The sequence below is a fragment of the Levilactobacillus angrenensis genome, assembly GCF_003946085.1.
Lineage (GTDB): Bacteria > Bacillota > Bacilli > Lactobacillales > Lactobacillaceae > Levilactobacillus > Levilactobacillus angrenensis.
On sequence record NZ_RHOB01000004.1, the window covers coordinates 129,003 to 155,066 of the forward strand.

21 protein-coding genes are annotated in these 26,064 nt (G+C 52.0%); 4 read left to right on the forward strand and 17 right to left on the reverse strand.

The annotated features are described in order from the left end of the window. Positions 1-341: 341 nt before the first annotated feature. From thrS to EKM83_RS03480, 13 genes are all read right to left on the reverse strand, one after another. The gene (gene thrS, locus EKM83_RS03420) at positions 342-2,282 is read right to left on the reverse strand and encodes a threonine--tRNA ligase (protein ID WP_125575243.1); all 1,941 of its coding nucleotides are present in this window, start codon (positions 2,280-2,282) and stop codon (positions 342-344) included. 355 nt (positions 2,283-2,637) lie between these two features. Further along, positions 2,638-3,564 (reverse strand): primosomal protein DnaI, encoded by a 927-nt coding sequence (dnaI, locus tag EKM83_RS03425; RefSeq protein ID WP_125575244.1) that lies wholly within the window; start codon positions 3,562-3,564, stop codon positions 2,638-2,640. A 3-nt stretch (positions 3,565-3,567) separates the two neighbouring features. Next, positions 3,568-4,932, reverse strand: coding sequence for a replication initiation and membrane attachment family protein (locus EKM83_RS03430; RefSeq protein ID WP_125575245.1), 1,365 nt, complete (start codon positions 4,930-4,932; stop codon positions 3,568-3,570). Between the two features lie 3 nt (positions 4,933-4,935). Next, positions 4,936-5,442 carry a transcriptional regulator NrdR gene (nrdR, locus tag EKM83_RS03435; protein WP_125575246.1) on the reverse strand — a complete coding sequence of 169 codons (507 nt, stop codon included), beginning with the start codon at positions 5,440-5,442 and terminating at the stop codon, positions 4,936-4,938. Continuing rightward, positions 5,442-6,071 (reverse strand): dephospho-CoA kinase, encoded by a 630-nt coding sequence (gene coaE, locus EKM83_RS03440; protein ID WP_125575247.1) that lies wholly within the window; start codon positions 6,069-6,071, stop codon positions 5,442-5,444. The genes nrdR and coaE overlap by 1 nt, the downstream gene beginning before the upstream one ends. Continuing rightward, positions 6,064-6,924 carry a bifunctional DNA-formamidopyrimidine glycosylase/DNA-(apurinic or apyrimidinic site) lyase gene (gene mutM, locus EKM83_RS03445; protein WP_125575248.1) on the reverse strand — a complete coding sequence of 287 codons (861 nt, stop codon included), beginning with the start codon at positions 6,922-6,924 and terminating at the stop codon, positions 6,064-6,066. Before mutM ends, coaE begins: the two co-directional genes overlap by 8 nt. 21 nt (positions 6,925-6,945) lie before the next feature. Further along, entirely contained in the window at positions 6,946-9,606 is a 2,661-nt protein-coding gene (gene polA, locus EKM83_RS03450; RefSeq protein ID WP_125575249.1) for a DNA polymerase I, read from the reverse strand. Between the two features lie 666 nt (positions 9,607-10,272). Continuing rightward, entirely contained in the window at positions 10,273-10,977 is a 705-nt protein-coding gene (locus tag EKM83_RS03455; RefSeq protein WP_125575250.1) for a Bax inhibitor-1/YccA family protein, read from the reverse strand. A 141-nt stretch (positions 10,978-11,118) separates the two neighbouring features. Continuing rightward, positions 11,119-11,856, reverse strand: coding sequence for a nicotinamide riboside transporter PnuC (gene pnuC, locus EKM83_RS03460; protein ID WP_125575251.1), 738 nt, complete (start codon positions 11,854-11,856; stop codon positions 11,119-11,121). Between the two features lie 247 nt (positions 11,857-12,103). Further along, entirely contained in the window at positions 12,104-13,435 is a 1,332-nt protein-coding gene (gene murC, locus EKM83_RS03465) for a UDP-N-acetylmuramate--L-alanine ligase (RefSeq protein ID WP_125575252.1), read from the reverse strand. A gap of 137 nt (positions 13,436-13,572) precedes the next feature. Continuing rightward, entirely contained in the window at positions 13,573-16,542 is a 2,970-nt protein-coding gene (locus EKM83_RS03470; protein WP_125575253.1) for a DNA translocase FtsK, read from the reverse strand. Between the two features lie 251 nt (positions 16,543-16,793). Beyond that, complete coding sequence (ytpR, locus tag EKM83_RS03475) at positions 16,794-17,432, reverse strand: YtpR family tRNA-binding protein (RefSeq protein WP_125575254.1); 639 nt, start codon at positions 17,430-17,432, stop codon at positions 16,794-16,796. Between the two features lie 22 nt (positions 17,433-17,454). Further along, positions 17,455-17,787, reverse strand: coding sequence for a thioredoxin family protein (locus EKM83_RS03480; protein ID WP_125575255.1), 333 nt, complete (start codon positions 17,785-17,787; stop codon positions 17,455-17,457). A gap of 264 nt (positions 17,788-18,051) precedes the next feature. Here EKM83_RS03480 and EKM83_RS03485 point away from each other — a divergent pair, with 264 nt between their 5' ends. Together EKM83_RS03485 and EKM83_RS03490 are read left to right on the forward strand one after the other, a co-directional pair. Then, positions 18,052-18,375, forward strand: a complete 324-nt coding sequence (locus EKM83_RS03485) for a PepSY domain-containing protein (protein WP_125575256.1) — start codon at positions 18,052-18,054, stop codon at positions 18,373-18,375. A gap of 201 nt (positions 18,376-18,576) precedes the next feature. Next, on the forward strand, positions 18,577-19,518 hold the full coding sequence (locus EKM83_RS03490) for a nucleoside hydrolase (protein ID WP_125575257.1): 942 nt from the start codon (positions 18,577-18,579) through the stop codon (positions 19,516-19,518). 382 nt (positions 19,519-19,900) lie between these two features. Here the strand turns inward: EKM83_RS03490 and EKM83_RS03495 are convergent, their stop codons facing one another. Further along, positions 19,901-20,404, reverse strand: coding sequence for a universal stress protein (locus EKM83_RS03495; protein WP_125575258.1), 504 nt, complete (start codon positions 20,402-20,404; stop codon positions 19,901-19,903). A 25-nt stretch (positions 20,405-20,429) separates the two neighbouring features. Further along, positions 20,430-21,830: a dipeptidase PepV gene (gene pepV / locus EKM83_RS03500; protein WP_125575259.1), complete on the reverse strand. Its 1,401-nt coding sequence runs from the start codon at positions 21,828-21,830 to the stop codon at positions 20,430-20,432. A 233-nt stretch (positions 21,831-22,063) separates the two neighbouring features. Here pepV and EKM83_RS03505 point away from each other — a divergent pair, with 233 nt between their 5' ends. After that, positions 22,064-22,897, forward strand: coding sequence for an NAD(P)H-hydrate dehydratase (locus EKM83_RS03505; RefSeq protein WP_125575260.1), 834 nt, complete (start codon positions 22,064-22,066; stop codon positions 22,895-22,897). 66 nt (positions 22,898-22,963) lie between these two features. On the opposite strand, the gene EKM83_RS03510 is transcribed toward EKM83_RS03505, so the two are convergent. Together EKM83_RS03510 and EKM83_RS03515 are read right to left on the reverse strand one after the other, a co-directional pair. Then, complete coding sequence (locus EKM83_RS03510; RefSeq protein WP_125575261.1) at positions 22,964-23,647, reverse strand: pseudouridine synthase domain-containing protein; 684 nt, start codon at positions 23,645-23,647, stop codon at positions 22,964-22,966. 12 nt (positions 23,648-23,659) lie between these two features. Further along, complete coding sequence (locus tag EKM83_RS03515) at positions 23,660-25,300, reverse strand: putative polysaccharide biosynthesis protein (RefSeq protein WP_125575262.1); 1,641 nt, start codon at positions 25,298-25,300, stop codon at positions 23,660-23,662. 219 nt (positions 25,301-25,519) lie between these two features. On the opposite strand from EKM83_RS03515, the gene EKM83_RS03520 reads away from it, so the two are divergent. Next, entirely contained in the window at positions 25,520-25,840 is a 321-nt protein-coding gene (locus tag EKM83_RS03520; protein ID WP_125575263.1) for a hypothetical protein, read from the forward strand. Positions 25,841-26,064: the final 224 nt, after the last annotated feature.

Genomic DNA, 26,064 nt, shown 5'->3' on the forward strand with positions numbered 1-26,064 from the left:
AAGTAAACTCCCACGGCTGAACTCATATTTGGCGAACTATCGGCTACGGTCACACGTGTCAGTAACGTTTGATACGCTCATTGACGCAATCACACTGGTGAAGACCCGCTTTGTACCAGTCTCCAACTGCCCAGTACCAACCAGCGCATGCTACTAAATCACGCTAGCCGGCTGGCCTTAGTGCCCACGAGTCACGGAAGCAAGTCTGAAGACCATTTTCAGGCCATCACTCTAATGTAGATACCCCTCGCCGAGACAACAAAAGGGCCGAGGCATGACCCCGACCACCTTTGCATCAACTCTCTTCTATTCTCTGGTTACTCACCAGAATCACATCAAGCTTAGTCTTCGCGACTGTATGAAGCGATATCAGCTAAGATTTCCTTAACGAAGGCGTCACTGCTCATGGATTGGCTATCGTCTTCTCCGTACTTCCGGACAGAGACAGTCCCATTAGCCATTTCGTCTTCACCCACGACCAACGTGTATGGAATCTTGTGGGTTTGGGCATCCCGAATCAGGTAACCCATCTTTTCGCCCCGCTTGTCCACGTTGACCCGAACATCAGCGGCCTTTAATTCAGCGGCTAACTTGTCAGCGTAAGCACCGTGCTTTTCTTCGGAAACAGGAATGATCGTCACTTGCTTAGGTGCCAACCAAGTTGGGAAAGCACCTTTGTAGATTTCAGTCAGGTAAGCGGTGAAGCGTTCCATCGTTGAAACCAAGCCACGGTGAATCATCACTGGACGGTGTTCTTCACCATCGGCACCGATGTAGTGCAGGTCGAAACGTTCTGGCAACATGAAGTCCAATTGGATAGTAGATAACGTTTCTTCGTTCCCTAAGGCCGTCTTGGTTTGGACGTCCAACTTAGGACCGTAGAAAGCAGCTTCCCCTTCAGCTTCAACGTAAGGTAAGCCCAGGTCGTCCATGGCACCCTTCAACATCGTTTGAGCGTTGTTCCACATTTCATCATCGTCAAAGTACTTTTCCGTGTTCTTAGGATCACGGTAGCTCAGACGGAAAGTGTAGTCCTTGATATCAAAGTCACGGTACACCTTGACCATCAAGTCCAAAATGCTCTTGAATTCATCTTGAATTTGTTCTGGGGCGACGAAGGTGTGACCATCGTTCAAGGTCATTTCCCGAACCCGTTGCAAACCACTCAAGGCACCAGACTTTTCGTAACGGTGCATCATCCCCAGTTCAGCGATCCGTAATGGTAATTCACGGTAAGAGCGGATGTGGTGGTTGTAAATTTGGATGTGGCTTGGGCAGTTCATTGGCCGCAATTCAAGTTGTTCGCCATCACCCATGTCCATTGGTGGGAACATGTCTTCACGGTAGTGGGCCCAGTGACCGGATTGCTTGTACAAATCCAGGTTAGCCAGGACTGGCGTGTAAACGTGTTGGTAACCGTTGGCCACTTCCTTGTCGATGATGTAACGTTCGATGGTCCGACGAATCGTGGCCCCGTTTGGCATCCAGTAAGGCAGGCCAGCGCCGACCTTAGGATCAACGAAGAACAGGTCTAATTGGTTCCCGATAACCCGGTGGTCACGTTCACGCGCTTCTTGGCGCTTAGCTAAGTCAGCGTCCAAGTCAGCTTGCTTGTAGAAGGCCGTCCCGTAAATCCGTTGGAGCATTGGGTTAGAGGACTTGCCTTGCCAGTAAGCACCGGCAACGGACAACAGCTTGAACTTCTTCACGTCACCTGTGTTAGCCAATTGGGCACCGTCACTGAGTACTTGGTAATCCCCAATCTTCAGGAAGGAAACAGCATCCCCGTCAACCGCGTTGATCAGGTCGGTACTGTAAGGATCATCCTTGACCAAGGCCAAAGCATCAGCCTTTGGTAAGCTGGTCCGTTCGATTGCTAATTTATCGCTCACTAATTTTTCAACAATCACGCTCAGGGCGTCCAGTTCGTCAACACTGACTTGTTGGTCGTCCTTGTCGGTGTCCACGAAGAACCCGTCTTCATCGGCACTAACTTCACCCAAACGGATAGCTGGGAATTGCTTCTTCAAGGCGATCCGCAGTAAAGCAGCGGTCGTGTTCCGCAGAACGCTTAAGCCTTCAGCGCTATCCTTGGTAACGATTTCGATGGCCCCGTCGCCAGCTAATGGGGTTAAGTAGTCGACCAATTTGCCGTCTAACTTAGCAGCCACAGCCTTCTTGGCCAAACTGATTGAAATCGATTTGGCAACGTCAGCGGGCGTCGTACCTGCTGGGAAGTCCTTAGACTTGCCATCAGGGAATTGAATTGAAATATCTGCCATAATGATGATCTCCCTTATTGAAATTTGGGCCAACTACGCAAAAAGTCCCCAGCACCTAATAAGGCACTGGGGACGTCAATAACGTGGTTCCACCCGATATTTTTCACGAGACTGGTCCCGTGAACTCTAGTCGTTGATAACGGGACGGACCGGCCGAAAATTTCCTCTCGACAGCTGATAGAAAGTGGTAATGTTTGCGGTCGCTAAGTCGGCTTCCAAGCTAGGCCAACTCTTCCTGTGAACGATTCCGTAAACACCATGTCTTTCGTCATAGCTCTTTTGGTTTCACAGACTATTAAACACTCACAGCAACCAGATGTCAAGGCATGAGCAAATTTTTCTGGTCATCTCCAGGTTATTGTGGTCGCCGGTTCACCCCCACCATCGTAATCTCCCGGGCCAAGAAGCGAATACGTTGCATCAGCCGCTGGGCCTTCAACGGTTCGTCATCCCCCCGCGTGGAGATTCGCAGGTGTTCCTTTTCTAACTGTTCCATGGAGAAATTGGAGCTAAAGAACGTCGGTAGCTCTTCTTGCATCCGGTATTCCAGAATTACGCCCAACACGTCGTCACGCACCCACGCGGACATGGCATCGGCTCCGATATCATCGATCATGAGGACCGGTGCTTTCTTCAAGGCGTCGAGTTTTTCCGCCACCCCATTTTGGGCAATCGCGTTTTTCATTTCCACGGCAAAGCTGGGAAAGTGAACTAACGTGGTGGAGAACCCGTCAGCGGCGAGTTGGTTGGCAACGGCGGCCAGCAAGTAGGTCTTGCCGACACCGAAACTACCTGCCAAATACAGCGCTTGGTGACGCCGCTTGGGACTGGCTTCATAGGCGTCGACAAAGTCCAGGGCAGCCATCAGGGCCTCGGCACGGTCTGGGTCCTGGTCAAAATTCTTCAAGTTGGCTTCGCGAATGCTCTTAGGCATGGCGATAGACTTCACCCGTTGCCGTAACTGTTGTTGGGCCTGCTTCTCTTGGGTTTCCTTGGTCGGTACGTAGGCCACGTCGATCAAATGATTGGAGACGATCAATTGCGGTTCATAGCCCGTCGCAAAGGACGTGCCCCCATTGGCCAATTTTTCCCGTTCACTAACGAACTCGTACAGTTTAGCGGCTGAGCGCGTCAACACGTCTTCGGCCAAATCAGCCCGATGCTCCTGATAAAAGGCCGTTACGGTCGGGTCATCATAAACTTTGGCCATCAACTGCCGGTAATTGTCATTCAAATGCCGTTGACTCATCAGTTGCTGCATGGTTTTACTTAAATCTTCCATCGGCTAATCCTCCTTTCCCTCGTTGCTGTGTGCTTGTAATTTGGCAATCCGCGCCTGTAACTGTTGTTGTTGTTTTTCAGACAATTTAGCTTGCGTTGCGGCGGGCTTGGCAGTCGGCTTCTTCGCCCAATCCGGTAAGGTCTCCTTGACGGTCGTTTGCCGGCGACGTGATTGGCGCGGCTGCTGAGCCGTTTGTTGCCGTTCCCGAATCTTTTGAATGGCTTGCTGAGGGGTGGCCACCTTGCTCTTGCTCCAGTCATTGGCAATCGTATCCATCAGATTTTTATTTAACGTCGGCCGTTCCTCATCAACTAGCAGATGGTAGATCATCAGATTCAAGACTGAATCCGGAAACAGCTGCCGGCTGACCAGGTCGCGCACGATGCGTTGCTCGCCGTCCGTGACGAAGCCACCACTTTTTTGCTTGATACCTTGCAAGAAGAGCGCCGGCACCGTCTTGCTGGCAACGGCAATCAAAGCTTGTTCGGCTGAGTTCAAGCCATCAGCCTTCGTGTTCGCCGTCGTAGTTGGCGTCGGCGTTGTGGGCTGACCGCGATGCTGTTGCGAAAATTGCTGAGCAATCACCCGTTTGAACTGTTCGGGGTCGAATTGATTGGTTGCTAAATCCGTGGCATCCCCCACGTACCGGGCCATGGTCACCTCGTCAATGTCATAGGTCGCGTGCTCCGTCAGCAGCAACTGCCGGTAGCCCCGCAGTGCTTTGGTATCGATAAAGGAATGCTCCAAAATTTCGCCGAGCAGTTTGAAATCAAAATCTTCATGACCCGTGGGCGTTAACGCTGGCGCTGTCTCGTCACTGGGGAGGTCCTCCCGAGTTGCCGTGATGGCAGCCGGTAAGTGGCTCAACTCCTGTCCGTCCACGTGAAAAACGTCCAGAAAGTTTTTCGTGATATCTTGTTCTCCCGGCGTTTCATGCGGTGTCACGGTATTGACGGCCACTAAGGTGCGGTAAGCCGCCTCGCCGACCACGCCCAGTAATTGCACGCTGAGCAAATCGTCGCGGAAAAAGGCCGCTGGTGCCAATGGGGCCTGCAGCTCGTAAATAAAGCTGGTCAGCTCCGACTCCGTTTTGACCTTGGTCGTCAATAGACCCGCGGCTTCCAACCGCAAGCGGGCCTCGTAAAAATGGGCCAAGTCCATCCCCAACAGTCCCAGCAAGGTGGCGTGCCGCTGGTATTCGCCGCGATTGGGGAGCCAAAAAAGGGCCGAGTATAGCCCCGCGGCACTCGGTCCCACAATCGGCTGGTAAAGCTGCGTCAACGTCTGCCAACTCTGATCGGTCAAGCGGTCCGCCAACCGCACCAAAAAGCCCGTTCGCGGTTTTAATTGGTGCCAGGAATTCTCCATGCTTTACTTCGCCTCGCTTTGTCCCTGATCTGGTGAATCCTTTTTAGCCTTTTGTTTATCTTTGGCCATCATGTCCTTCAGTTCATTAAAGAAGACGCCGGTATCCTTGAATTGCCGGTAAACACTGGCAAAACGAATGTAGGCGATCTCATCGACGTCAACCAGGCGGTTCATCACGTATTCCCCAATCAATTGACTGGAGATTTCGTTGACGCCCAGCGCGCGAATCTTATTTTCAACCTCATCAACGATATTGGTCATGACATCCATGCCCACTGGGCGCTTTTCAGCAGAACGAATGATGCCGCGCAGAATCTTCTCGCGGTTGAACTCTTCTCTCGTCCCATTTTTCTTAATAACTAGCAGCGGCGTAACTTCAACCCGCTCAAACGTCGTGAACCGAAAACCACAGTTCTCGCACTCACGACGGCGGCGAATCACGCGCCCGTCGGCAGTGGGTCGACTATCAACGACCCGCGACCCATTATGATGACAGTGTGGACACTGCATTATTGTTCACCTCGTTTTAAATGGTTACTGTTGCCAAAGTTATTGGCGTCAAGCCATTTTACCACTTGTTGGCGCGTTTGGGCAATCGTTCCCCCGTTATCAATCACTACCGTCGCTTGAGCGAGCTTCTTCGCTAGCGGCCATTGCCGATCCATTCTGGCCTGGGCATCTGCTGCGGAAAGCCCGTCGCGCGCCATTAAGCGCTGCTTTTGCGTTGCCACATCGGTTGCCACGACCATGACGTGATCGACCAAATGAATCAAGTAGCCCACTTCAAAAAAAGTTGGCGCGTCGATCATGACGACTGGTACCTGTTGGGCTTTAGCCGCCGCTAGTTCTCGGCGAATCTCGGCTTGAATCAGCGGTGTCGTGATAGCTTCTAACTTTTTTAACTCGGCCGGCTGGGTGAAGACCCACTGGCCCAATTTTTTCCGGTCCAATCCTTTGGCCGTCACAAAATCTGGCCCAAATGTTTGGCGAATCTGCTGTAGCCCCGGTGTGCCCACGGCGACTACCTTGCGGGCAATCACGTCGGCGTCGATCACGGGAATATCCGCCGCGCGTAACCAGGCGCTCACGGTTGATTTTCCCGTCGCAATGCCGCCAGTCAATCCCCAAATCTCAGTCATCAGTCAAGGCCTCCAATGCTTCTAACGGTACCGGTTGGCAGTGCGGGCAATAGTGCGTGCCCCGTTGCGCGACCTTGATTTTGACAATCTCCGTGCCGCAACGTTCACAGGGTTCTCCCTCACGCCCGTAAACGTGCAGGTGATTTTGGAACTGTCCCGCTTCACCAAAGGCCGTTGAAAAGGAATGCACGGTGGTCCCGTGACCCTTGATGGCCAGACCGATTTCTGTGATGATACTTTGCCGCAACGTTTTTAATTGGGCGTCAGACAGCTCATCGGCCGGCGTTAACGGATTGATTTTGGACAGCCACAGGACCTCATCGGCATAAATATTGCCCAGCCCGGCAATTTTCGATTGGTCCAACAAGAAGGGCTTGACCACCTTATGGGACTTGTGAAAAATCTGTTGCATGTAGGCTAGCGTCAGGGTATCTGCGGTGGGTTCCGGCCCTAGTTTGCCTAATGATGGCAAAGCCGTCCCTTCCGTCCCAGTCGGCACCAGGCGCATGCGCCCAAACTTTCGGGTGTCCGTGTAGCGCAAGTCGCGCCCGTCCGTCAGGTGAAAGACCACGTGGGTGTGCTTGGTAATGGGACTGCCGGTCGGTTGAACGTCGTATTTGCCTTCCATTCGCAAATGCGAGACCATCGTCAGCTCGCCACTGAACCGAAACAACAGGTACTTGCCACGCCGGTCGATCCGGTCGATCTGCCGCCCAATCAAGTCCGCCGTAAAGACTTCGGCCTCCGGAGTGACCATTTTACGGTAATAGACGTCGACATGGTCAATCGTGGCGCCCTGTACCAAACGGGTCAAGCCCCGGCGAACCGTTTCAACTTCAGGTAATTCTGGCATCGCTTATCGTCTCCCTTACCGCTATTTCGCGTCGTACCAGGTTGGGCCGTAATGGCTTTCCACCTTCAACGGAATCTCCAGCTTGACGGCTGAATCCATCACGCTTGGCACCAATTTGGCCAACGTTTCGATCTCTTCGGCTGGCGCCTCAAAGATCAATTCATCATGGACCTGGAGTAGCATGGTGGCCTGCAAGTCCTTGATAGCATCTTCCATCTGAATCATAGCAATCTTAATTATGTCTGCGGCACTCCCTTGAATCGGCGTGTTCATGGCCGTGCGTTCGGCAAATGACCGCTGATTGAAATTACGCGAGTTGATGTCCGGTAAATACCGCCGCCGGTGCGCAATCGTCTCCACAAAGCCTTGTTCCTTGGCCTGTTGGACCATCCGATCCATGTAGGCCTTAACTCCGGGATATTCTTCAAAGTAAGTGTCGATGAAAGCCTTGGCTTGCTTACGGGTGATCCCGATGTTTTGTGACAAGCCAAAGTCACTGATACCGTAAACGATACCGAAGTTGACCGCCTTGGCCTGGCGCCGAATGTTTGGCGTGACCTCTTCATCTGGCCCCATCTTGAAGATTCGCCGGGCCGTGGCCGCGTGGATATCTTCGCCCTCGCGGAAGGCCGCTTGCATGTTGGCGTCGTGACTCATGTGGGCCAACACCCGCAGTTCAATTTGTGAGTAGTCAGACGAGAAGATCTGCCACCCCGGATGCCGGGGTACAAAGGCCTTACGAATGGCCCGGCCTTCTTCGTTACGCACTGGGATGTTTTGCAAGTTCGGGTCGACCGATGACAGCCGCCCCGTCTGCGTTAACGTCTGTAGGTAGCGGGTGTGTACCTTGTGGTCGTCGGGATGGATGACCTTCAATAACCCTTCGACATAGGTCGACTGAATCTTAGCAATCTTGCGGTATTTCAAAATATTTTCGGCAATCGGGGCTTCTGCCGCTAACTTTTCGAGGACCCCGACAGCCGTGGAGTAACCGGTCTTGGTCTTCTTGATGACTGGCAAGCCCATCTTTTCAAACAAAATGTGCCCCAACTGCTTCGGCGAGCCGATGTTAAATTCCTCGCCCGCTTCGTTGTAGATGGTCTGTTCAATTTCCGCCAGTTGTTCGGTAAATTTACTCCCCATGGCTTCGAGTTCGCTGGCTTCCACGGTGATTCCCGCGATTTCCATCCGTGCCAGCACGAAGGCCATTGGCAGTTCAATCTCGCGGTAGAGTTGTGTCTGTTCGTTGTCGGCCAGTTCTTTGAACAACTGTGACCGTAATTGTTCGATAGCCCGTGCTTTACGCGCCAAATGTGAGAAGAAGTCTACGTCGTCAGCCGGAATGGCTTCCTTGGCGCCCTTGCCATAAACATCTTCGTCGGTAGCCACTTGATGATAGCCGTGTTCCATGGCGACCCGTCCCAAGTCATTGCTATTGTCATAGGTGTTCAACAGATATGAGACGATCAACAGGTCACAGTCTACCCCCGCTAGCGTGATGCCTAAGCGATTCAAAGCCACATAGGTCCGTTTAGCGTCAAAGACCTGTTTGGCCACGTCAGCGGACTCTAGCAGCCCTTTTAAAGGTGCCTGTTGTAAGAGGCTAGCATCGCGGCTGACCCACCAGTGATCCTCGTGACCAATCACAAAGCCGTCAAAGTCGGCCAGATGATAGTTGTCTCCCAACATTTCCAGGTAAAATTCACAGCCATCGGTGAAGGTTGGCAATGTTTTGAGGTTGTCGGCCTTCAGAACTGTAAAGTCGATATCCTTTAAGCCAGGCGTAGCCGTTGGTGCTTCACCGTCAATACTCATTTTGCTCAGAAATTGGTTAAAGTTCATCCGTTGGTAGAATTCCACCAATTTTTCTGGGTCATCGCCTTGATACGTCAGGTCATTGACCTGCTTAGTCACCGGCGCGTCCCGCAAAATCGTGGCCAATTTCTTCGACAATAAGGCCTCGTCATGGTCGGCCACCAAGTGTTCCTTGAGCTTCTTAGCGGTAATCTCATCAATATGATCATAGAGATTTTCAATACTGCCGTACTTGCCGATCAGGTCGACGGCCCGCTTAGGCCCCACCCCGGTGACACCCGGATAGTTATCCGAGTTATCGCCTTGGAGGCCCTTGATATCAATGATCTGGTTCGGAGTAACACCCATCTTCTCTTTCACGTAGGCCGGCGTATAGTGCTCAATGTCCGTGACCCCGCGCTTGGAAATGGAAACTGTAGTGTGGTCGTCGGCCAGCTGCGTCAGATCCCGGTCCCCCGTAACGATAGTCGTCGTAAAGCCGTTTTCCTCGGCCTGCTTCGCCAAGGTCCCGATAATGTCATCGGCCTCATAGTTGGGAAGTTCATAGGTCTGAATGCCGCGAGCCGCTAAGAGTTCCTTCACATAGGGAAATTGTTCCGACAATTCTGGCGCCGTCTTGGCCCGGCCGCCCTTGTAATCGTCATACATTTTCGTCCGAAACGTGGTTTTACCCGCATCAAAGGCCACCAAGGCATGCGTTGGCTTTACCTTGTCCAACATGATTTCTAGCATCGTGTTGAAGCCGTAAATGGCGTTCGTATGCAGCCCTTCGCTGTTGGTAAACTTACCCAACGCCGTGTACAGTGCGAAGAAGGCCTTAAACGTGACACTGTTTCCGTCAATCAATAATAATCGTTTTTCCGCCATGTTACGCTCCTTTCGAGCCACGGTCTGCCGCGCTCGAGTATTCTAAGTCTATTTTACCAAAAAACCAGGTAAACCCGAAAAGAAATCTCTGAAAACCACTAGACAGTCTATGCCAACGCCGCATTTGGCAAAAAATAGTCAACAACTGAAGGTTGAAAGATGAAAATCAGCTAGAACCATTGTCACCACGCGACTCATGGCGTAAGAATTAGTCGTTTACAGCTTCGTAGTTTGAGCTGGCCGCCTACCGTCCGCCAACTATGGGTTGGAACGCGGTGGGCGGACCGGTCGAGCCAAAGAGCGGTCGCGGTTAATTTAGCAACTAGTCTTTGACTAACACAGTGTCGTTGGTAAGCACCAACCCGCCGGAGGCAGCCAGAGATGTAGCCAGCTGTGTCGACGGTGTTGGCTGAGGTTTTTTCTCAGCCTACACCGTGGGGCGACTTTGGAGACTCGCGGACTTTGCGAGGCTTCAAAGCGAACTGGAAACCTGCTCTTTGGCTGGAAGTGTCCCCCATAGCAGGCGGGATCTCTGGCTGACGCAGGCTCCGGGTTTCACTAAGTTTAGTGGACAGAACACTGTCGTTCTGACTAACTGTTTTACTCCTGCTTTCGTTGACACAAAAAGCCCGGGCACGTTCGTCCCAGGCTTTCCTTGGAGAATCATTAGTCGTTGTTGCTACCAAAGATTCCGAAAATTTGTAAGAGTTGTAAGAATAAGTTGACGAAGTCCAGGTACAGTTGCAATGCCCCGTTAACGGCTAACCCAGTCGTGGAGACCTGATCCCCGTATTGCAGGTACATCTTCTGCATCCGTTGCGTATCCCAAGCTGTCAAGGCCGAGAAGATAATCACGGCGGCAAAGGATAAGACCAACGAAGCCAGTGGCATCCGTAAGAACATGTTAACGACCATGGCGACTAATAACCCAATCAAGGCCCCAGTCGCTTGAGTCCCCAGCTTGGTCAAGTCCTTCTTGGTGAAGGCCCCGATACCAGCCATCGTTACGAAGACCGCCGCACTAGAAACAAAGGCTGCCGCCATCGTATTGAGCGAGAAGACCATCGCATAAGTCGACACGACTCCCCCGGTGATCACCGCGTAAACAAACAACCCGACTAACGCGACGGCTGGTCGTTTCATCGATTGTCCACTAATGACGAACGGTAAAATAAACCAGACGATAAGTGGCACCCAAAGACCGGCACCGTGCAGGCCCTGTGCTTGACTCGCCATTGGAATCATCAAGTACGCCGTCACTGCAGAGACCAACACGGCCGCAGCCATCCAGCCAAACATTTTAGTCATGAAGCTGTTGAGGCCGACCTCAGTGTTTACTGTCGTCCGGGGTTGCTGATCATAGTTGTTCATTGAAACGCTCCTTCTTTTTCAAATCATTTCCTGCCTTAGCCACCACACTTGATAAGCCAGCCACAGGGTTATTAGAGTATATTTTACCAAATCTAATAGTAAACACAAGTATTGTGTTCAGAAATGAAAAGAAAACGCCCCTTACTTAGTCGCTGACTGACCGGCACCACCCTCGTTATCGGCCTCGCCACTGGCCCAAACTTTATTGGCATAAACCGCATTAAACAACAGGGCAATCTGCAAGGCCACTTGCGATAGGTTGGCTCCTAGCGTCCCGACATTCGTGGCGCCAGTGAGAATCTGGAAGGTCAAAATACTCCAGTACAACACATTGACCACGTTGACCACGATCCACAGCGACCAATTTTCCTTGAACTTCAAGATGTAGAGCAGTTGTGCAATCAAACTCACCACGAAATTGACGGAATCAAAATAAGGCAGTTGTCCGTGCAACAGTGACAGGACTAACCAGCCAGCCGCCCAAGCGATAAAGGCCGCCGCGAAAATCCAATTACGTGTGGTCTTCTTAAAGGACCGAGTCGCCTCGTCATGGCCCCACATGTACCAGCCGATGGGTTGTGAAATAACATAAATAATATCCATTGCAAAAGACCCATAAGCGTGGCTGATCCAAGCGACGTAGGTCATGGCGACACATTGAATGAACCCAAAAATAAAGGAAATCTTCCGCCCCTTCATCCCATAGACCAGACATAAGACACCGCCAACCCCTGAAACCATCCCGATGACACTGTCAGGCACAATCACGTAGACCACGACCTGCAGCAAAATTAAAATCGAAACGTAAATCACTTCAAACTTCTTCCAATTGGTAAACAACTGGTTGTACCACCAATTGTGTTGTGTTCCAACTTCCACTAGCACTCGCTCCCCTGAAAAAATTAAAGGACCAGTCGCGTCCTTAATTTACTAGAATACAGGTTCTCAATAAAAGTGCAACTCATTTCTAACGAATGCATTAAGCAGGTTAAAAGCCTATTGTAACAGTGATTCTAGCAGGTATCATTTTTAACAAATAGCCGTTTACCCTATCAGAGGTACGGACCAATTTTGACGACAAAAAAGACGCTGATCAGCGCAATTTCACCAACCAGCGTCCATAAATTTAGTTATTTTTCAGTGATAAATGACTTAATAATTCTTCGTAAGACCGTTCGTACTTTTGCACGTCACCGGCACCCATGAAGACGACAACCGCGTCATGAAAATCTAATAATGGGGACATGTTGTCAACAGTCAAAATGTCGCCACCCTTAGCAATTTTAGCTGCTAAGTCCTTACTGGAGACCGCACCGGCAGTTTCCCGCGCAGAGCTGAAGATGTTGGTCAAGAAGACTTGATCAGCCAGGTTCAAGCTCTTGGCGAAGTCGTCCATCAGCGCAATCGTCCGGCTAAAGGTATGGGGCTGGAAGACCGCAATGATCTCTTTGTCCGGGTACTTTTGCCGAGCAGCATCCAACGTTGCTTTGATTTCAGATGGATGGTGTGCGTAGTCGTCAATGATAGTCATGTCAGCGACTTTACGTTCCGTGAACCGCCGCTTGACCCCTTTGAAGTCCGCCAATTCACGCTTGATTTCATCCATGTTGACCTTTTCAAAGTAAGAAACAGCAATGACTGCCAGGCTGTTCAAGACGTTGTGTTCACCGTACAGGTGGATTTCAAAATTGCCTAAGAATTCGTCGCCATGGTAGACGTCAAAGTTAGAGCCCGTCGTTGAGCGCTTGATGTTCTTCGCCTGGAAGTCGTCGCGGTCCTTGGTACCGTAGTAGTAGACTGGCACGTCCGTCTTGAGCTTCCGCAGCTCAGGGTCATCCCCCCAAGCAAAGATACCCTTCTTGACCTGGTTAGCCCACGTTTCAAAGGCGCTGTAAACGTCATCGATGCCCGTGTAATAGTCCGGGTGGTCAAAGTCGATGTTGGTCATGATGGCATAGTCCGGTTTAGTGGCCAGGAAGTGACGGCGGTATTCGTCGGCTTCGTAGACGAAGAAGCGCGCGTTAGGCGTACCTTTCCCAGTCCCATCACCAATCAAGTAAGACGTTGGCGCTACCCCACTTAACACGTGAGACAACAATCCGGTCGTACTGGTCTTACCGTGAGCACCAGCCACCCCAATACTCGTGTACCCTTCGATCAGGTGACCTAAGAATTCATGGTAACGGTAAACGGGCAGACCCATTTCCCGGGCCTTCTTGATTTCTGGATGATCATCCGTAAAGGAGTTCCCCGCGATGACCGTCAAGCCTTCGTGAATGTTTGCTTCATCAAAGGCCATGACGTCGATTCCGGCTTTTTCCAGTCCCCGTTGTGTGAACGTGTACTGGGTGATATCTGAACCTTGAACCTTAAAACCCTTATCGTGCAAAATCAGGGCCAGGGCACTCATCCCTGATCCTTTAATTCCAACAAAGTGGTAAACCGTTGCGTTATCCATTAAATGATCCTCTTTTCTACTCTTTCGGTCAGGCCACTACTCCCCCAAACCGTCTGAGTGACTCTTTCCTTATTCTAGCATATCCCCCACCCGCTTAAAAGAAATCACGGGGAGAAAGGCAGTGAGGCCTCCTCAACCTAAGATGAAAATGGTGCACCCTGATCGTGAGGCTCTGGTAAGTCTTTGCCTAGGTCATCGGGCGTTAAGTAAACCTCCCGTGGCTTAGAACCGTGTTGTGGTGAGACATAGTGGTGCTGTTCCAGGTCGTCGATCAGATTAGCGGCTCGGTTGTAGCCAATGGAGAAGACCCGTTGTAGCTTAGACGTTGACACCGTTTTTTCTTGCGCAATATATTCAAGCACTTTCGGTAACAGCTCATCTTGGTTCTCCTCGGCTGTCTCTCGCTGCAAAAGGCCCTTAGGTGAGAAGGCGTATTGCGGCTTGCCCTGGGTCCGCACAAAGTCCGTGACACCGTCGACTTCGGACTCAACAAAGGCCCCCTGCAGCCGCATTGGCTGACTGGCACCGTTGCCCAGGTACAGCATGTCCCCGCGGCCTAACAGGTTTTCGGCCCCGGCCGTGTCCAAAATGGTCCGTGAATCGATCTGACTGGAGACCATGAAGGCAATTCGCGTCGGGATGTTGTTCTTGATGGTCCCGGTCACGATGTCCACACTTGGCCGTTGGGTAGCGACTAGCAAATGAATCCCGGCGGCCCGGGCCTTTTGCGTGATGCGGACGATGTAGTCTTGCACTTCACTAGCGGCCATCATCATCAAGTCAGCTAACTCATCAATGATGATCACGATGTATGGCATCTTGAGCCCTGGCTCGTCATTGGCGTCGGCCCGGTCGTTAAATTGTTCAATGTTGCGGACCCCCGCAGCGGCGAGCTTTTCGTAACGTTCGTCCATTTCCGTGACCACCCACTTGAGGGCAGCAGCGGCAGCTTTAGGATCAGAGATCACGGGTGACAGCAGGTGTGGCAATCCGTCGTATGGCGCCATTTCCACGGCCTTCGGGTCAATCAGCAAGAGCTTGACCTGTTGCGGCGTGGCCTTGTACAAAATCGACAGTAACAGTGAATTAATGAACACACTCTTCCCGGAGCCCGTTGCCCCGGCAATCAAGCCGTGAGGCATCTTCCGCAGGTCCGTGACTTGCGGTTGCCCAAAGAGATCGACCCCTAAAGCCACCGTCAACGGTGATTCACTCTTTTTGAAGGCCGCTGAATTCAAAATTTCTGACAACATGACTGGCCGCGACTTCAGGTTAGGAATTTCAATGCCGACCGTCGTCTTGCCAGGAATTGGTGCTTCGATTCGAATATCCTTAGCGGCCAAAGCCAATTTCAAATCGTCATTCAGGTTCGTGATCTTATTCACCTTGACCCCCAAGGCTAAACTGATCTGGAACTGAGTGACGGTAGGCCCGACCGTCCAGTCCGTCACGTGGGCATCCACGTGGAAGGCACTCAGCGTGGCATCGAGGACTTCTGCCTGGTGTTCGATCCATTCGTCTAGGGCCTCTTCATCCGGCACGACCGGCTTAGGTAACAACGAAAGATCTGGGAAATGGTACCCGCGCGCCGGCGTCGTTTCGGCCGGTTCTGCAGGCGCAGTTGGTCGGTCAAATAACGCTAGGTTGCGTTGGTCATTTCCCTCTTCTTGCATGATGTCACCGAGTGAATGGCCCAGGCCCCGACTCGGCTTAGCTTTGGGCTTCGGGGTTGGCTTAGCAGCCGCCGATTGTGGTGTTGCCGCGGCCGAAGACGCGACTGGTGCCGCGCTATCCGGTGCATCTGTCGTTGCCCGGTCGAGCAATTGATTGACCTCTGCTGGGCGTTGACTGGCCTCGGCTGCAGACGATGTCACTACTGAATTGGCAACGCTGTTCGTTGGTTCAGTTGGTTCAGCCGTTTCAGCAGATTTGGATGCGTCAGATTGCGCAATTGATGCCGTCGATTCGCTGGATTCTGTTGACTGAACTGCCCCATCTTTTTCGGCAGGTTCAGTCGATTCGGCTGACCCCTCAACTGTCGGTTCACTCGCTACAGGTTGCGTCGGTTGAATGACGACCGTTTCAGCTGGTTGCGCTGACTTGATTGCTGGTTTATCAGCGGCCTCACTCGCCTGTGAACGAACCGGCACTTGATTATCGACCGGCAAATAGGCGCCACTAGCCGTCGCCGATACGGGGGCTGGCGTTGTTGCTTGGGACTGGGATTCCGCTGGATAAAAGACTTCCGTTGGGGCCACAACCGCTTGGCTAACTGGCGTCGCGGTCGCGGTTTCATCCCCAGTGACCGCTGACGTTGCTACAGCTGCTGAGTCGGCAGGGGTTGGTTCGTTAGCCGTCGCTGCTGATGACGCGGTTGATTCTGCAGCGTCAGCGGTGGTGTCCGCAACAGCTGCAGAAGCCGGTTGTTCAAGGGTTGGTTCTGCTTCTTGCGGTTCTGCTTCTTGCGGTTCTGCTTCTTGCGGTTCTGCTTCTTGCGGTTCTGCTTCTTGCGGTTCTGCTTCTTGGGCTACCGAATCTGCCGCCGAAGCGTCTGTTTGCACTGCCGTGTCAGCCGCAGCAACTGGTGCAGCTGCAGACTGGTCCGGTAAGAAGACCTCCGTGGGGGCCGTCTGTGGCTGGGCCGCCAATGATTCTTCAGCAGCTAAAGCGGCTTCATCCGCCGCCGTTCCGAGCAGCAAGAAGCTGTCATCTGATTTATGTAAACTGGCAACCAGACGTTGATACCGATGCCGAATCACTGAGGGTTGCCAGACCCGTTGGCGTTGCTTGGGCACAGGGGTCACCGCAAATGGCCGATAATTGGCACTGGCCTCGGCCGCCGCCTGTTCGGGCGTCTTCGCTGCTGCAGCGGGCGCTGACGCCTGAGACTGCCGCCGTTGCGTGTGGTGCAAGACCTCTTGAGCCGCACTCTGAGCCGCTGATTCGCGTTTTTCTTCACGCTGTTGTCGTAAGCGTAACCGATCGTTGCGTTCTTTACGGAGCTTAACCTGTCGTTGTGACCGGTCATCCGTGGTATCTTCCATTTGATCAGGGGTCGGTTTTACCGGAAATTTGCGATAAAATGCCGGTCCATCATAGTGCTCCATGTGTTTCTTCCTCCTTGACGAGCGGACTCGTCGAATTTCACGACTCTTGGGAGGAGATGCCGCCTGCTTGACGGCCACTTCACTCATTCCCTGAATCTCTCTTTAATTAATTTGTTGATTAATTTAAAATTTGCCGGACCTACATGAACAGTCCGGTCCAATGACAATCAACTGTGAAATTGTCAGTCTCCCCTATTGTACACAAAAAAGCAGGCAACCGACAAGGGTTCACCTGCTTTGTAATAATCTTCTTAAGATTTAAAAATACTTTGACCGCGTTCGAAGTCAAACGGTTCACCGACCGTATAATCGTCCGGCAAAATCAATGCCCCTGGTTTCTGGGGAGCATTGGCGAGTTTGAGTTCACGACCAGAACAAATCATCCCGTTGCTGGCAACACCACGGAGCTCACCAGGCCAGATGATCAAACCATTGGGCATCATCGCGCCCACCTTGGCAACAACGACCTTAATGTCCGCTTGCATGTTAGGCGAGCCACTGACGATTTGCAGTGATTCGTCATTGTCCACGACCGTCTCGGTCACTAACAAGTGGTCAGAGTCGGGATGTGGCGTCGCGGATTTCACGTAGCCCACCACGAAACGAGAACTGGTTTCGGCCACTAATTCACCGGCGAACCCGGCATCCTCTAAGGCACTATTCAGTGCGGCCACGTCTTCAGTCGACAAATCGACTTGGCCGTTGCCACTGATTTCGGGTAAAATGCTGGAGATCTTGAGGAAGTTGTAGCCTAAGGTCTTTTCGGTTGCTGCATCATAGATCCGTGCGATATTGTCGCGCACCGTGTGGGCTTGCGTCGCTGAATCCTGAGCAACAACAACAATCAAAGTATCCCCTAATTCTTTAGGGTTGTAACTAGCAATTAACATGTCTGAATCCTTTCCAACGGGTTTAGTTGGCGTTGGTCGTCAAAGAATTGATGAATTCTTCTACCTCTGCTTTAGTCTTACGATCTTTGTTTACTAACCGACCAATTTCTTGACCATCGGCATATGCAATGAAACTAGGAATGCCGAAAACGTTCAGTTCAGCCGCTAAATCGATATTTTCATCCCGGTCAACAGCGATGAACTTGTAGTCAGAATATTCTGCTTCGATTTCTGGCATTGCTGGCTTGATGAAGGCGCAGTCTGGGCACCAAGTCGCTGAGAAGAACAGCATGGTCTTGCCTTCTTTGACAACGTCCTTTAAGTCAGCAGCAGACATCTTGGGTAATTGTTCCATGAATGAGCACTCCTTTTTCAGTTAGTTTTAAAAGTTAACATCAACCATTATAGCATGACTGGCTAAATATACACGGTTTTTGTTTGAGAAGCGTCCGAGTAGCGTTCGGCAAGCCTTTAACGGGCGGCCAATCGGCCAATCTACACGGCTCACCAGAAATTTTTGGCAAAATCTGCCTTTTTACGGGAACTTCCGCGCAATCATTGCTATACTAGGGGCAAGAAGTGATGGGAAGTATGCCCACAGAAATTAGGAGGCGGTAGCATGGCTGCTAAAAACGGACAATTGTATCAACTCAGTCTCACCGGGGTACTCGGTGGGTTAATGGGCGTTTTCATCACGCGCTTTTTCGGCGCTAACCGGCTCAACCCAGACGATATTTTGGAACAGGTCAAGCGCCAATTCCGGCAAGAATCCCCGATTGAAGGGGCCTGGATTGAAAAGCACGCGGTCCCGTTTCAGAAGTTCGCGGTCAAATCCCGGGTCTACTACGGTGGCATCACCCGTTATGAAGACGACCAGCTGGTACAATATCAGTTCGTGGCCGATGCTGAGACCGGTAGTGTTCTTGATATTCAACGGCTTTAACTCTAATACCATGAAACAGTCGCGTTGGCCAAATTAGGTCAGCGCTTTTTTGATGCTCTCAATAAAAAGTAAACCGGTTTATCGTTCGTGTTTATCGGTTTACTAAGAGATAAAATTATAAATATCACGACGTTCGCTACCAAATCATTAACATTCATGCTATACTCTTAGAAATTTGACAATTATTAAGGGGTGCTCGTCTTGCAAAATGTTTACTTCAACCACGATGGCAACGTCGACGACTTAGTTTCACTGTTGTTACTGCTCCAAATGCCCGATATCCACCTTACAGGTGTCGGCGTCGTTGGTGCCGATTCTTACGTGGAACCGGCAACGTCAGCTTCACGAAAAATCATCGATCTGTTCGGTGATCCGCAGCAATCACTCAGCGTCGCTATGTCCAATTCCCGGCCCGTCCACCAATTTCCCCAAAACTGGCGACTGTCAGCGTACTCATTTGACAACTTTCCGGTCCTCAACGAACGCGGCCACGTGACCACACCCCAAGCAGATGCGCCGGCTCATCTCGATATGATTGAGAAGCTGCAAAACACGCCGGGTAAAACAACTCTGGTCATGACCGGCCCGTTAACGGACCTCGCCCGAGCACTGGCTATTGATCCCACCATGACCGAAAAAATCGACAAGCTCTACTGGATGGGCGGGACCATGAACAATCAAGGAAATGTGAGTGAACCCGACCAAGACGGGACCATGGAATGGAATGCCTTTTGGGACCCCGAAGCCGTCAAGACCGTCTGGGACAGCGATTTAGACATCGTTATGGTGGGGCTGGAAAGTACCGATCAGATTCCCCTGACAGCCGAACAACGACAACATTGGGCCAGTCTGCGGCAGTTTCCAGCCATGGAACTGATTGGCTACGGCTATTCCCTGGTCATGGCGTTTGAAGCCGACTCCACCTACTATCTCTGGGACGTCTTGACCACCCTGACCAGTCGCTATCCCGAAATCGTGACCAGCAAGGTCGTTCACAGTGACGTCCTGACGACCGGGCACGGTGCCGGCCGCACATTTATCACGCCCACGGGTCGCCCCGTGACCCTGGTGACTCAGGTCGACAAGGACCAATTTTACGCGCACTTTGACGCGTTAGCTAAGTCAGCGACCCGCAATTTTTAAAAGAGAGAGTGGAAAGGCGGTTAGCTGGTGAGCATTAACGGCGCTAGGCGGATAATCCTGATTCTGGATTATTTGCCTAGTGATGTTAAGCGGAACCAGTTGCCTGTTGGCACACGTTTCGGCTATGAGGCCAGAGACGTGGTCCATCGGCTCAAAGCGAGGCCGAGACCGCTTTTCAGGCTCGGTTCGGTTCGCCCACCGCGTTCCACCCCATAGTTGGTGGACGGTAGGCGACCAGCTCAAACTCCGAAGCTGCAAACGACTATTTTTTACGCCATGAGTCGCACGACAACGATGTTTCTGACTGATTTTTATCTTTCAACGCTCAGTACAGTAAAAGGGACTATGACTTTTCGCCACAGTCCCTTTCGTTTCCACTAATTTAATCGATTAATTTTTTCAAACTCTGCGCCTGGTTGTGAATATCCGTCCGCACGATCAAGACGTCACAAATGGCGTTGGCAACGACGTAACTGGCCGTGGATCCCATCAGCATGCGTTCCACCACGTTGACCCCGGTGGCGCCTAACATGATGAGGTCGGCCTGATACTCTTTAGGTAACGTCCGGGCCAGGTCGACCTTGGCGTGGCCGTAGAAGACAGCGGTAACCACTTGTTCAACGCCCGCTTCTTGGGCCCGACGCCGGTATTTGTCGACCGTCGCTTCTAATTCTTGCCGCGACTCGTCCATGACCCGCTGGTCCACGTAGCCGAACCCGACCTGGGTATCACTCCCCAGACCAACGTAATCCCCGCCACTCATGACGGTGACGATGATCAGCTCGGCTTGGTTCCGGACGGCTACCGCAATGGCTTTATCCAAAGCGCGGCGGGCTTGCCGCGACCCATCGACGCCGACTAAAATGTGCTTATATTCTGCGGCCATCATTCTCACTCCTTCGCCGATCAGCCTACTTGGTTAATTCATAGATGGCTTGACCGTAAATGGCCATGGCCTTTAACAAGTCAGCTGCCGGTTGAAATTCATCGGCCTGGTGCATGGTGTCGGCCGTACCGGGGAACAATGCCCCAAAGGCGACCCCGCGCTTCATCAACCGACCGTAAGTCCCGCCACCCACAACTTCTGGTTGAGCAGTCGTGTCGCCGGTCTGTTGCCGGTAAACGTCCATCAACGTCGCCACGATTGGATCACTTGGGTCAACGTAATGGGGAACCATTTCCCGACCTTGCTTGATAGTTGCGGCCATGTTAGCCGTGGCCTTGGTCAAGCCGGCTTGGATGTCAGCAGCGCCCGTCCCGGTTGGGTAACGGAAGTTCGTGTTGATCAAGGCGCCATTATCGGCCTTGAACGTTTGGATTCCCACGTTCATGGTCAAGTCACCCATCACTTTATCCGTGAAGGCAATGCCTAACTTATGAGCCCGAGAATCGTCATGCAGTTCATTGGCCAACAGGCTCAAGAAGTCGGCGGCATCCCCACCAAAGTGGTAACCGTTCAAGAAACTAGCCAGGTAAGTCCCAGCGTTGATGCCGTTCTTAGGTTCCATCCCGTGAGCCGCTTTACCAATGACTTCAAAATGAATGCCGTTGGCGTCAACCGTGGTTTCGCCCGTGACCGGTACTTGGTCCAAGAATTGCTTGAAGTCAGCTACCAATTGGTCATTATCGCCGCCGGTAACCGTGGCTTCAGCGTCACGTGGCACCATGTTTTCCCGGAGCCCGGATTCGAAGTCAACCAAGGTCAGCGCGCCACTATTGGTTCCAGCAAAGGTCGTCGTGAAGGTCACGTTCCCCTTTTCACCGTTGATCAGTGGGAATTCAGCATCTGGTGAGAAGCCTAACGTTGGTGCTGGCTCCAAGTCAAGGTAATGGTTCATCCCCGTCCAGTCACTTTCTTCGTCGGTCCCAATGATGAACCGAATCTTGATCTTCGGTTCGATGCCTTGGTCCTTTAACATCTTTAACCCATAGTAAGCGGCTAAGGCTGGTCCTTTGTCATCGGAAGTGCCCCGACCATACAGGTTGCCATCTTTTTCCGTCAACGTAAAGGGATCCGTGTGCCACCCCTTACCTGCTGGCATCACGTCGGCGTGCCCCAGGATAGCCAAGGTGTCTTCACCCTCGCCGTATTCCACGTAACCGGCTAAATTGTCTAAATTTTTTGTTTTAAAACCGTCGCGTTCCGCTAAGCCTAAAAATGCGATCAAAGCCTTAGCTGGACCTGGTCCCAACGGATACTCATCAGTGGCCTGTGAATCATCACGAGAACTGTCGATACCGACTAAAGTCGTTAAGTCAGCGATGTAGTCCTCCCGGTAGTGTTCAGATAGCTTTTGCCAATCAATTGCCATGATTGGACCTCCTTCATTTTATTCGGACCTCACGTCCGGTTTATGGTGATACGTTTGAAAGCGCCCAGGTATTTTTTCAAATCAAAAGCGTTTTCAAACTAACCCTAGCATAATTCTAGCATACCGCCCGCCAAATGTAAGCCGATTTCATCGCCAAAAATCACAATTCACCCTAAGTCTCGCCTGGACGGGTAGCGTGCTATACTAAAAGAGAAAATGAGGAGGCTTTTTTCATGGAAACCTTAACGGATAAAATTCTCACGAGCACGATTCGGCAGCGACCGGCTGATAGTTATAAGGGCACCTATGGGCGGGTCACACTGATTGGTGGCAACCGCAACTTTGGCGGTGCCATTTTGATGGCCAGTGCCGCCGCCGTGTATGCGGGCGCGGGGTTGGTCACCACCATCACCGACGCCAGCAACCAAGGCAGCCTGCACGCGCGGCTACCCGAAGCCATGTTTGCCGATATCGCCGACGTGCCCCAAACTCACGCGTTGGTACAAGGCACCGATGTCGTGGTCATTGGCCCCGGATTGGGGACGGATGAGGCCGCCTTACAGGTCCTGACCGACGTCTTACGGACGGTAACGCCCCAGCAAACGTTGGTGATTGACGGCTCCGCTATCACGCTGGTCGCCCAACATCAACTGGCTTTGCCCCAAGCCCACCTGATTTTTACACCACATCAGATGGAATGGCAGCGACTCAGCGGCATTGCCATCGCACAACAAACGCCAGCGGCCAATCGTCAAGCCGTTGACCGGCTACACGCCACAGTCGTGGTCAAGTCCCACCGCACCGAGATCTACACGGCTACGCAGACCTACGTCAATCCGTTAGGCACGCCCGCGCAAGCTACCGGCGGCATGGGGGACACGTTAGCCGGGATGATTGGCGGGTTCACCGCGCAATTCACCCCCTTGGATCAAGCCGTATGTGCCGCCGTTTACACCCACAGCGCCATTGCTGAGGAACTCGCCAAGACCCAATACGTGGTCTTACCCAGTCAAATCGCCGCTGACCTGCCACGGTTCATGAAGGCCCACGAAGGCGCGCAATCTTAAATACTGACCAATTAAAAATCCCCTGATGGTGACCACAACTTTCTGGTCATCAGCAAGGGATTTGTCTTATTCAGTTTTCGGGTCCAACGGCCCATTTAAAGCGTCAATTTCACTAGCGAACAATCCGCGGTAAGTCCCCACAGCCAAATCGACTGGTAAGACGAACGGTCCCAACTGCGTGCGCACCACCGGCTCATTGGCGTTGGCTAAGTCGTTTAGCGTCCTGACGCCGGCCAACACATCAGTGGTCGTTATGGACACCGTTGTGGTTTGGCGGACTTTATCCGTTTGGCTAGTCACGGCTTGAAACGCGCTATTCGTGGGTAACTTGGGCGCCGTCAGTCCGGCCAACACGATTTGAAGCGTGCTGCGCCAATTCTGTTGGGCAACGTCCGTCAAGAAATGTTCATCATCACTGGCCAAGACTAGTCCGACTGCCGCTTGGGGCAAATCAGCCAAGGCCTTTAGCGACCGTGGCTGGTCCAGCGGATTCAACAGGCTTCCCAGGCTGCGCTGACCCGTTGGCTCCAAATTCAAGGCAAAGCCAACTGGTTTATTGAAGACTAAGTACTGGGGTTGGCGCCCCGTTACGGCGACCCCGTCCACTCGGACTTGTTGGTCACCGGTGACGTCGGTCCGCGGCGAATCAACGACCAGGTCGTCAACCGTGACTCGGCCTTGGCGCAGTAACCGAAAGATTTGGCCGGGCGTCCCCTGGCGATGGGCGATTAAATAGCGTTCAATGTTCATTTCCAATGCCCCCTAACGAATGTGCAACCGGCGTCGAATGCCAGCGACCCGTGGTCCTAAGATAGCATCGGCCAACCGCGTCCGTAACACGACATAGACGTAGAAGTACCCGGCCACGATGACCGACACCATCACGATTAAGAAATTGATCGTCCGTCCCTGGCTGCCACTGAAGGCCCCCAACCACGCCACCAACCGCGCTAACGCGTAGGTCCCCAACGATACCAGCAAGATACCATTGGTCTTTTTCGCAATGTGCGCAAAGTTAATGCCAAATTGTTGGTCCAGTGAATGAATAATGAGATAACAGGTCACGGTAAAGCCGATACCCGTCGCAATCAGTGGGCCAAAGGCGCCCATAAAGTAGACCAGTGGCCATTGCACGACAAATTTCACGGCAGTCCCCACTAAGAAGTAGCGCACCGCCCGCTTATTTTGCGAGATACCTTGCATTAGGGCCGACACGACCGTGTACAGGCCCAGCAGGATCGACAGATAAGACGAAAATGCCAGAATTGAGGCCGCCAAAGCCGCGTGTGATCGGCCGTAAAAGACCAGGTTCAGTGGACTGGCGATGGCTGCCATCCCCAACGCACTGGGAATCATGACGAACTCAAACATCAAAAAGGCGTTGGATAGCTGTGCAGAAATTTCTTTTTTATTGCCCCGCGTGTAAGATTCTGATAGCAACGGGACCACCGTGACTGCCAGTGCCGACGACAGGGAAATCGTAATCATAATTAATTTGTTGGCATTGACCCCAAATAACGCGAACAAGTCGTTCAAGTGCGCGTCGGTGTAGGTCCCAGCCAGGTGCATGATGGGTGCAAAGGTGTACTGGTCGATCAGCTGGAAAATCGTGATGCCGGCCCCCAAGACGATGAATGGGACAGCCTGCGCAATGATTTCCTTATACAACTGATTGGCTGGCACGACCAGTTCGTTGTTACTATTGGCAACTAAGCCGCGGAAATACTGCCGCCGGCGCCAGTAGTAAACGCCTAAGATCAGCAATCCGGCCAAGGCCCCAATGGCTGCGGCAAACGTCGATTGTGACACTGCGGTGACCCAGTTGCCCTTTAAGACCCGCATGATCACGAAGGCTGTCAGCAGCATGTAGATGACCCGGACCAATTGTTCCACAAACTGTGAAATCGCGGACGGTGCCATTTGCTGGAAGCCTTGGAAATACCCCCGCGTCAGACTCATCGTGGGAATGATCAGGATAGCCCACGCCAACGAGTGCAGCACCGGAATCAGGTGTTGGTCCCCGCCGGTAAAGAGCGGTGCACCAAAGAACATCAGTAGCGCAATCGAGACTCCCGTAACCAGGGCAATTTCCAAACCCCGTTTGTACAGCCGCACACTAATGCCGTATTCATTTAAGGCATTGTAATGGGCCACTTGCTTGGCAATCGCGGAAGGCACTCCCGCAATCGCCGCAATCAGGAAGAAACTGTAGATGTTATAGCCCTTACCATACAGCGCGTTACCTTGCAGATAGAAGGCCCCGAACCAAATATTCCAGGGGATAATATAAACCGCACCGAGAATCCGGGAAAAAATACTTCCCGCTGTCATCCACGCTGATCCGGCAACCATTTGGTCTTGCGCGCTACCTTGATTACCCGTTTGATCTGACCTTGCCGCCATTTGACACCCTACTTTCACTTTCTAAATTCAGCCGTACATGTTCATTACAAGCTAATCAAACAAACATTATAACATAGGATTTCCGTTCTATTTCTCAGGTTTCGGTAAAGATTTGCCCTTTTCCCAAAAAATCTCAGCGTCCAGCTTAACGGAACTTGTGAAACAGTGGTATGCTGGAAGTAGTCGAGAAGCAACAATTATTCAAGGAGGAATGCCAATATGACGCAAGCAACAGCTGGTTCCACCACAGCACCAAAGATGCAGATGTCACCAGAACGGGCAAAACAAGTCGTGACCATGACCAAGAGTATTCGAGCGCACTTTCCAGAGTTAGCCGAGATTCCTAACGCCCAACTCATCTACTCAACGTGGCGGAGTTTCAAGCGAATCGATCAAACCAATGATAGTGATTATCAAACGATGGCTGGCGTCTTCTTCCACGAATTCGACCGTCATCTGTTGAACTACCAACTCTCGAAATCAGGGCAAGAAGACACTTTCCGTCAGCGCTTCTTTGCCATTTTAACCGAAATTCTGTAAGATTTATTTGCTGATACTTGAGAAGTCAGTGGCCGTGTTCAGCGGTTGCTGGCTTTTTTGCTCTCACTCGGCTCTAAGTGTGGCGTTACTGGTCGACCTGCTAGCTTCAAGGTCACCCCAGTTGCTACCGGACATTTGGGTTATCACCCGCTAAGTTCACGGTTGAGCCGTTTTTCGGGAAATGAATGCGTTATACTTGAGGTATCAACCAGTTTGGGTGATGG

Coding starts and splice junctions, on each gene's coding strand:
- thrS (WP_125575243.1), bottom strand. CDS start 2,282: ATGGCAGATATTTCAATTCAATTCCCTGATGGCAAGTCTAAGGACTTC.
- dnaI (WP_125575244.1), bottom strand. CDS start 3,564: ATGGAAGATTTAAGTAAAACCATGCAGCAACTGATGAGTCAACGGCAT.
- EKM83_RS03430 (WP_125575245.1), bottom strand. CDS start 4,932: ATGGAGAATTCCTGGCACCAATTAAAACCGCGAACGGGCTTTTTGGTG.
- nrdR (WP_125575246.1), bottom strand. CDS start 5,442: ATGCAGTGTCCACACTGTCATCATAATGGGTCGCGGGTCGTTGATAGT.
- coaE (WP_125575247.1), bottom strand. CDS start 6,071: ATGACTGAGATTTGGGGATTGACTGGCGGCATTGCGACGGGAAAATCA.
- mutM (WP_125575248.1), bottom strand. CDS start 6,924: ATGCCAGAATTACCTGAAGTTGAAACGGTTCGCCGGGGCTTGACCCGT.
- polA (WP_125575249.1), bottom strand. CDS start 9,606: ATGGCGGAAAAACGATTATTATTGATTGACGGAAACAGTGTCACGTTT.
- EKM83_RS03455 (WP_125575250.1), bottom strand. CDS start 10,977: ATGAACAACTATGATCAGCAACCCCGGACGACAGTAAACACTGAGGTC.
- murC (WP_125575252.1), bottom strand. CDS start 13,435: ATGGATAACGCAACGGTTTACCACTTTGTTGGAATTAAAGGATCAGGG.
- EKM83_RS03470 (WP_125575253.1), bottom strand. CDS start 16,542: ATGGAGCACTATGATGGACCGGCATTTTATCGCAAATTTCCGGTAAAA.
- ytpR (WP_125575254.1), bottom strand. CDS start 17,432: ATGTTAATTGCTAGTTACAACCCTAAAGAATTAGGGGATACTTTGATT.
- EKM83_RS03480 (WP_125575255.1), bottom strand. CDS start 17,787: ATGGAACAATTACCCAAGATGTCTGCTGCTGACTTAAAGGACGTTGTC.
- EKM83_RS03485 (WP_125575256.1), top strand. CDS start 18,052: ATGGCTGCTAAAAACGGACAATTGTATCAACTCAGTCTCACCGGGGTA.
- EKM83_RS03495 (WP_125575258.1), bottom strand. CDS start 20,404: ATGGCCGCAGAATATAAGCACATTTTAGTCGGCGTCGATGGGTCGCGG.
- pepV (WP_125575259.1), bottom strand. CDS start 21,830: ATGGCAATTGATTGGCAAAAGCTATCTGAACACTACCGGGAGGACTAC.
- EKM83_RS03505 (WP_125575260.1), top strand. CDS start 22,064: ATGGAAACCTTAACGGATAAAATTCTCACGAGCACGATTCGGCAGCGA.
- EKM83_RS03510 (WP_125575261.1), bottom strand. CDS start 23,647: ATGAACATTGAACGCTATTTAATCGCCCATCGCCAGGGGACGCCCGGC.
- EKM83_RS03515 (WP_125575262.1), bottom strand. CDS start 25,300: ATGGCGGCAAGGTCAGATCAAACGGGTAATCAAGGTAGCGCGCAAGAC.
- EKM83_RS03520 (WP_125575263.1), top strand. CDS start 25,520: ATGACGCAAGCAACAGCTGGTTCCACCACAGCACCAAAGATGCAGATG.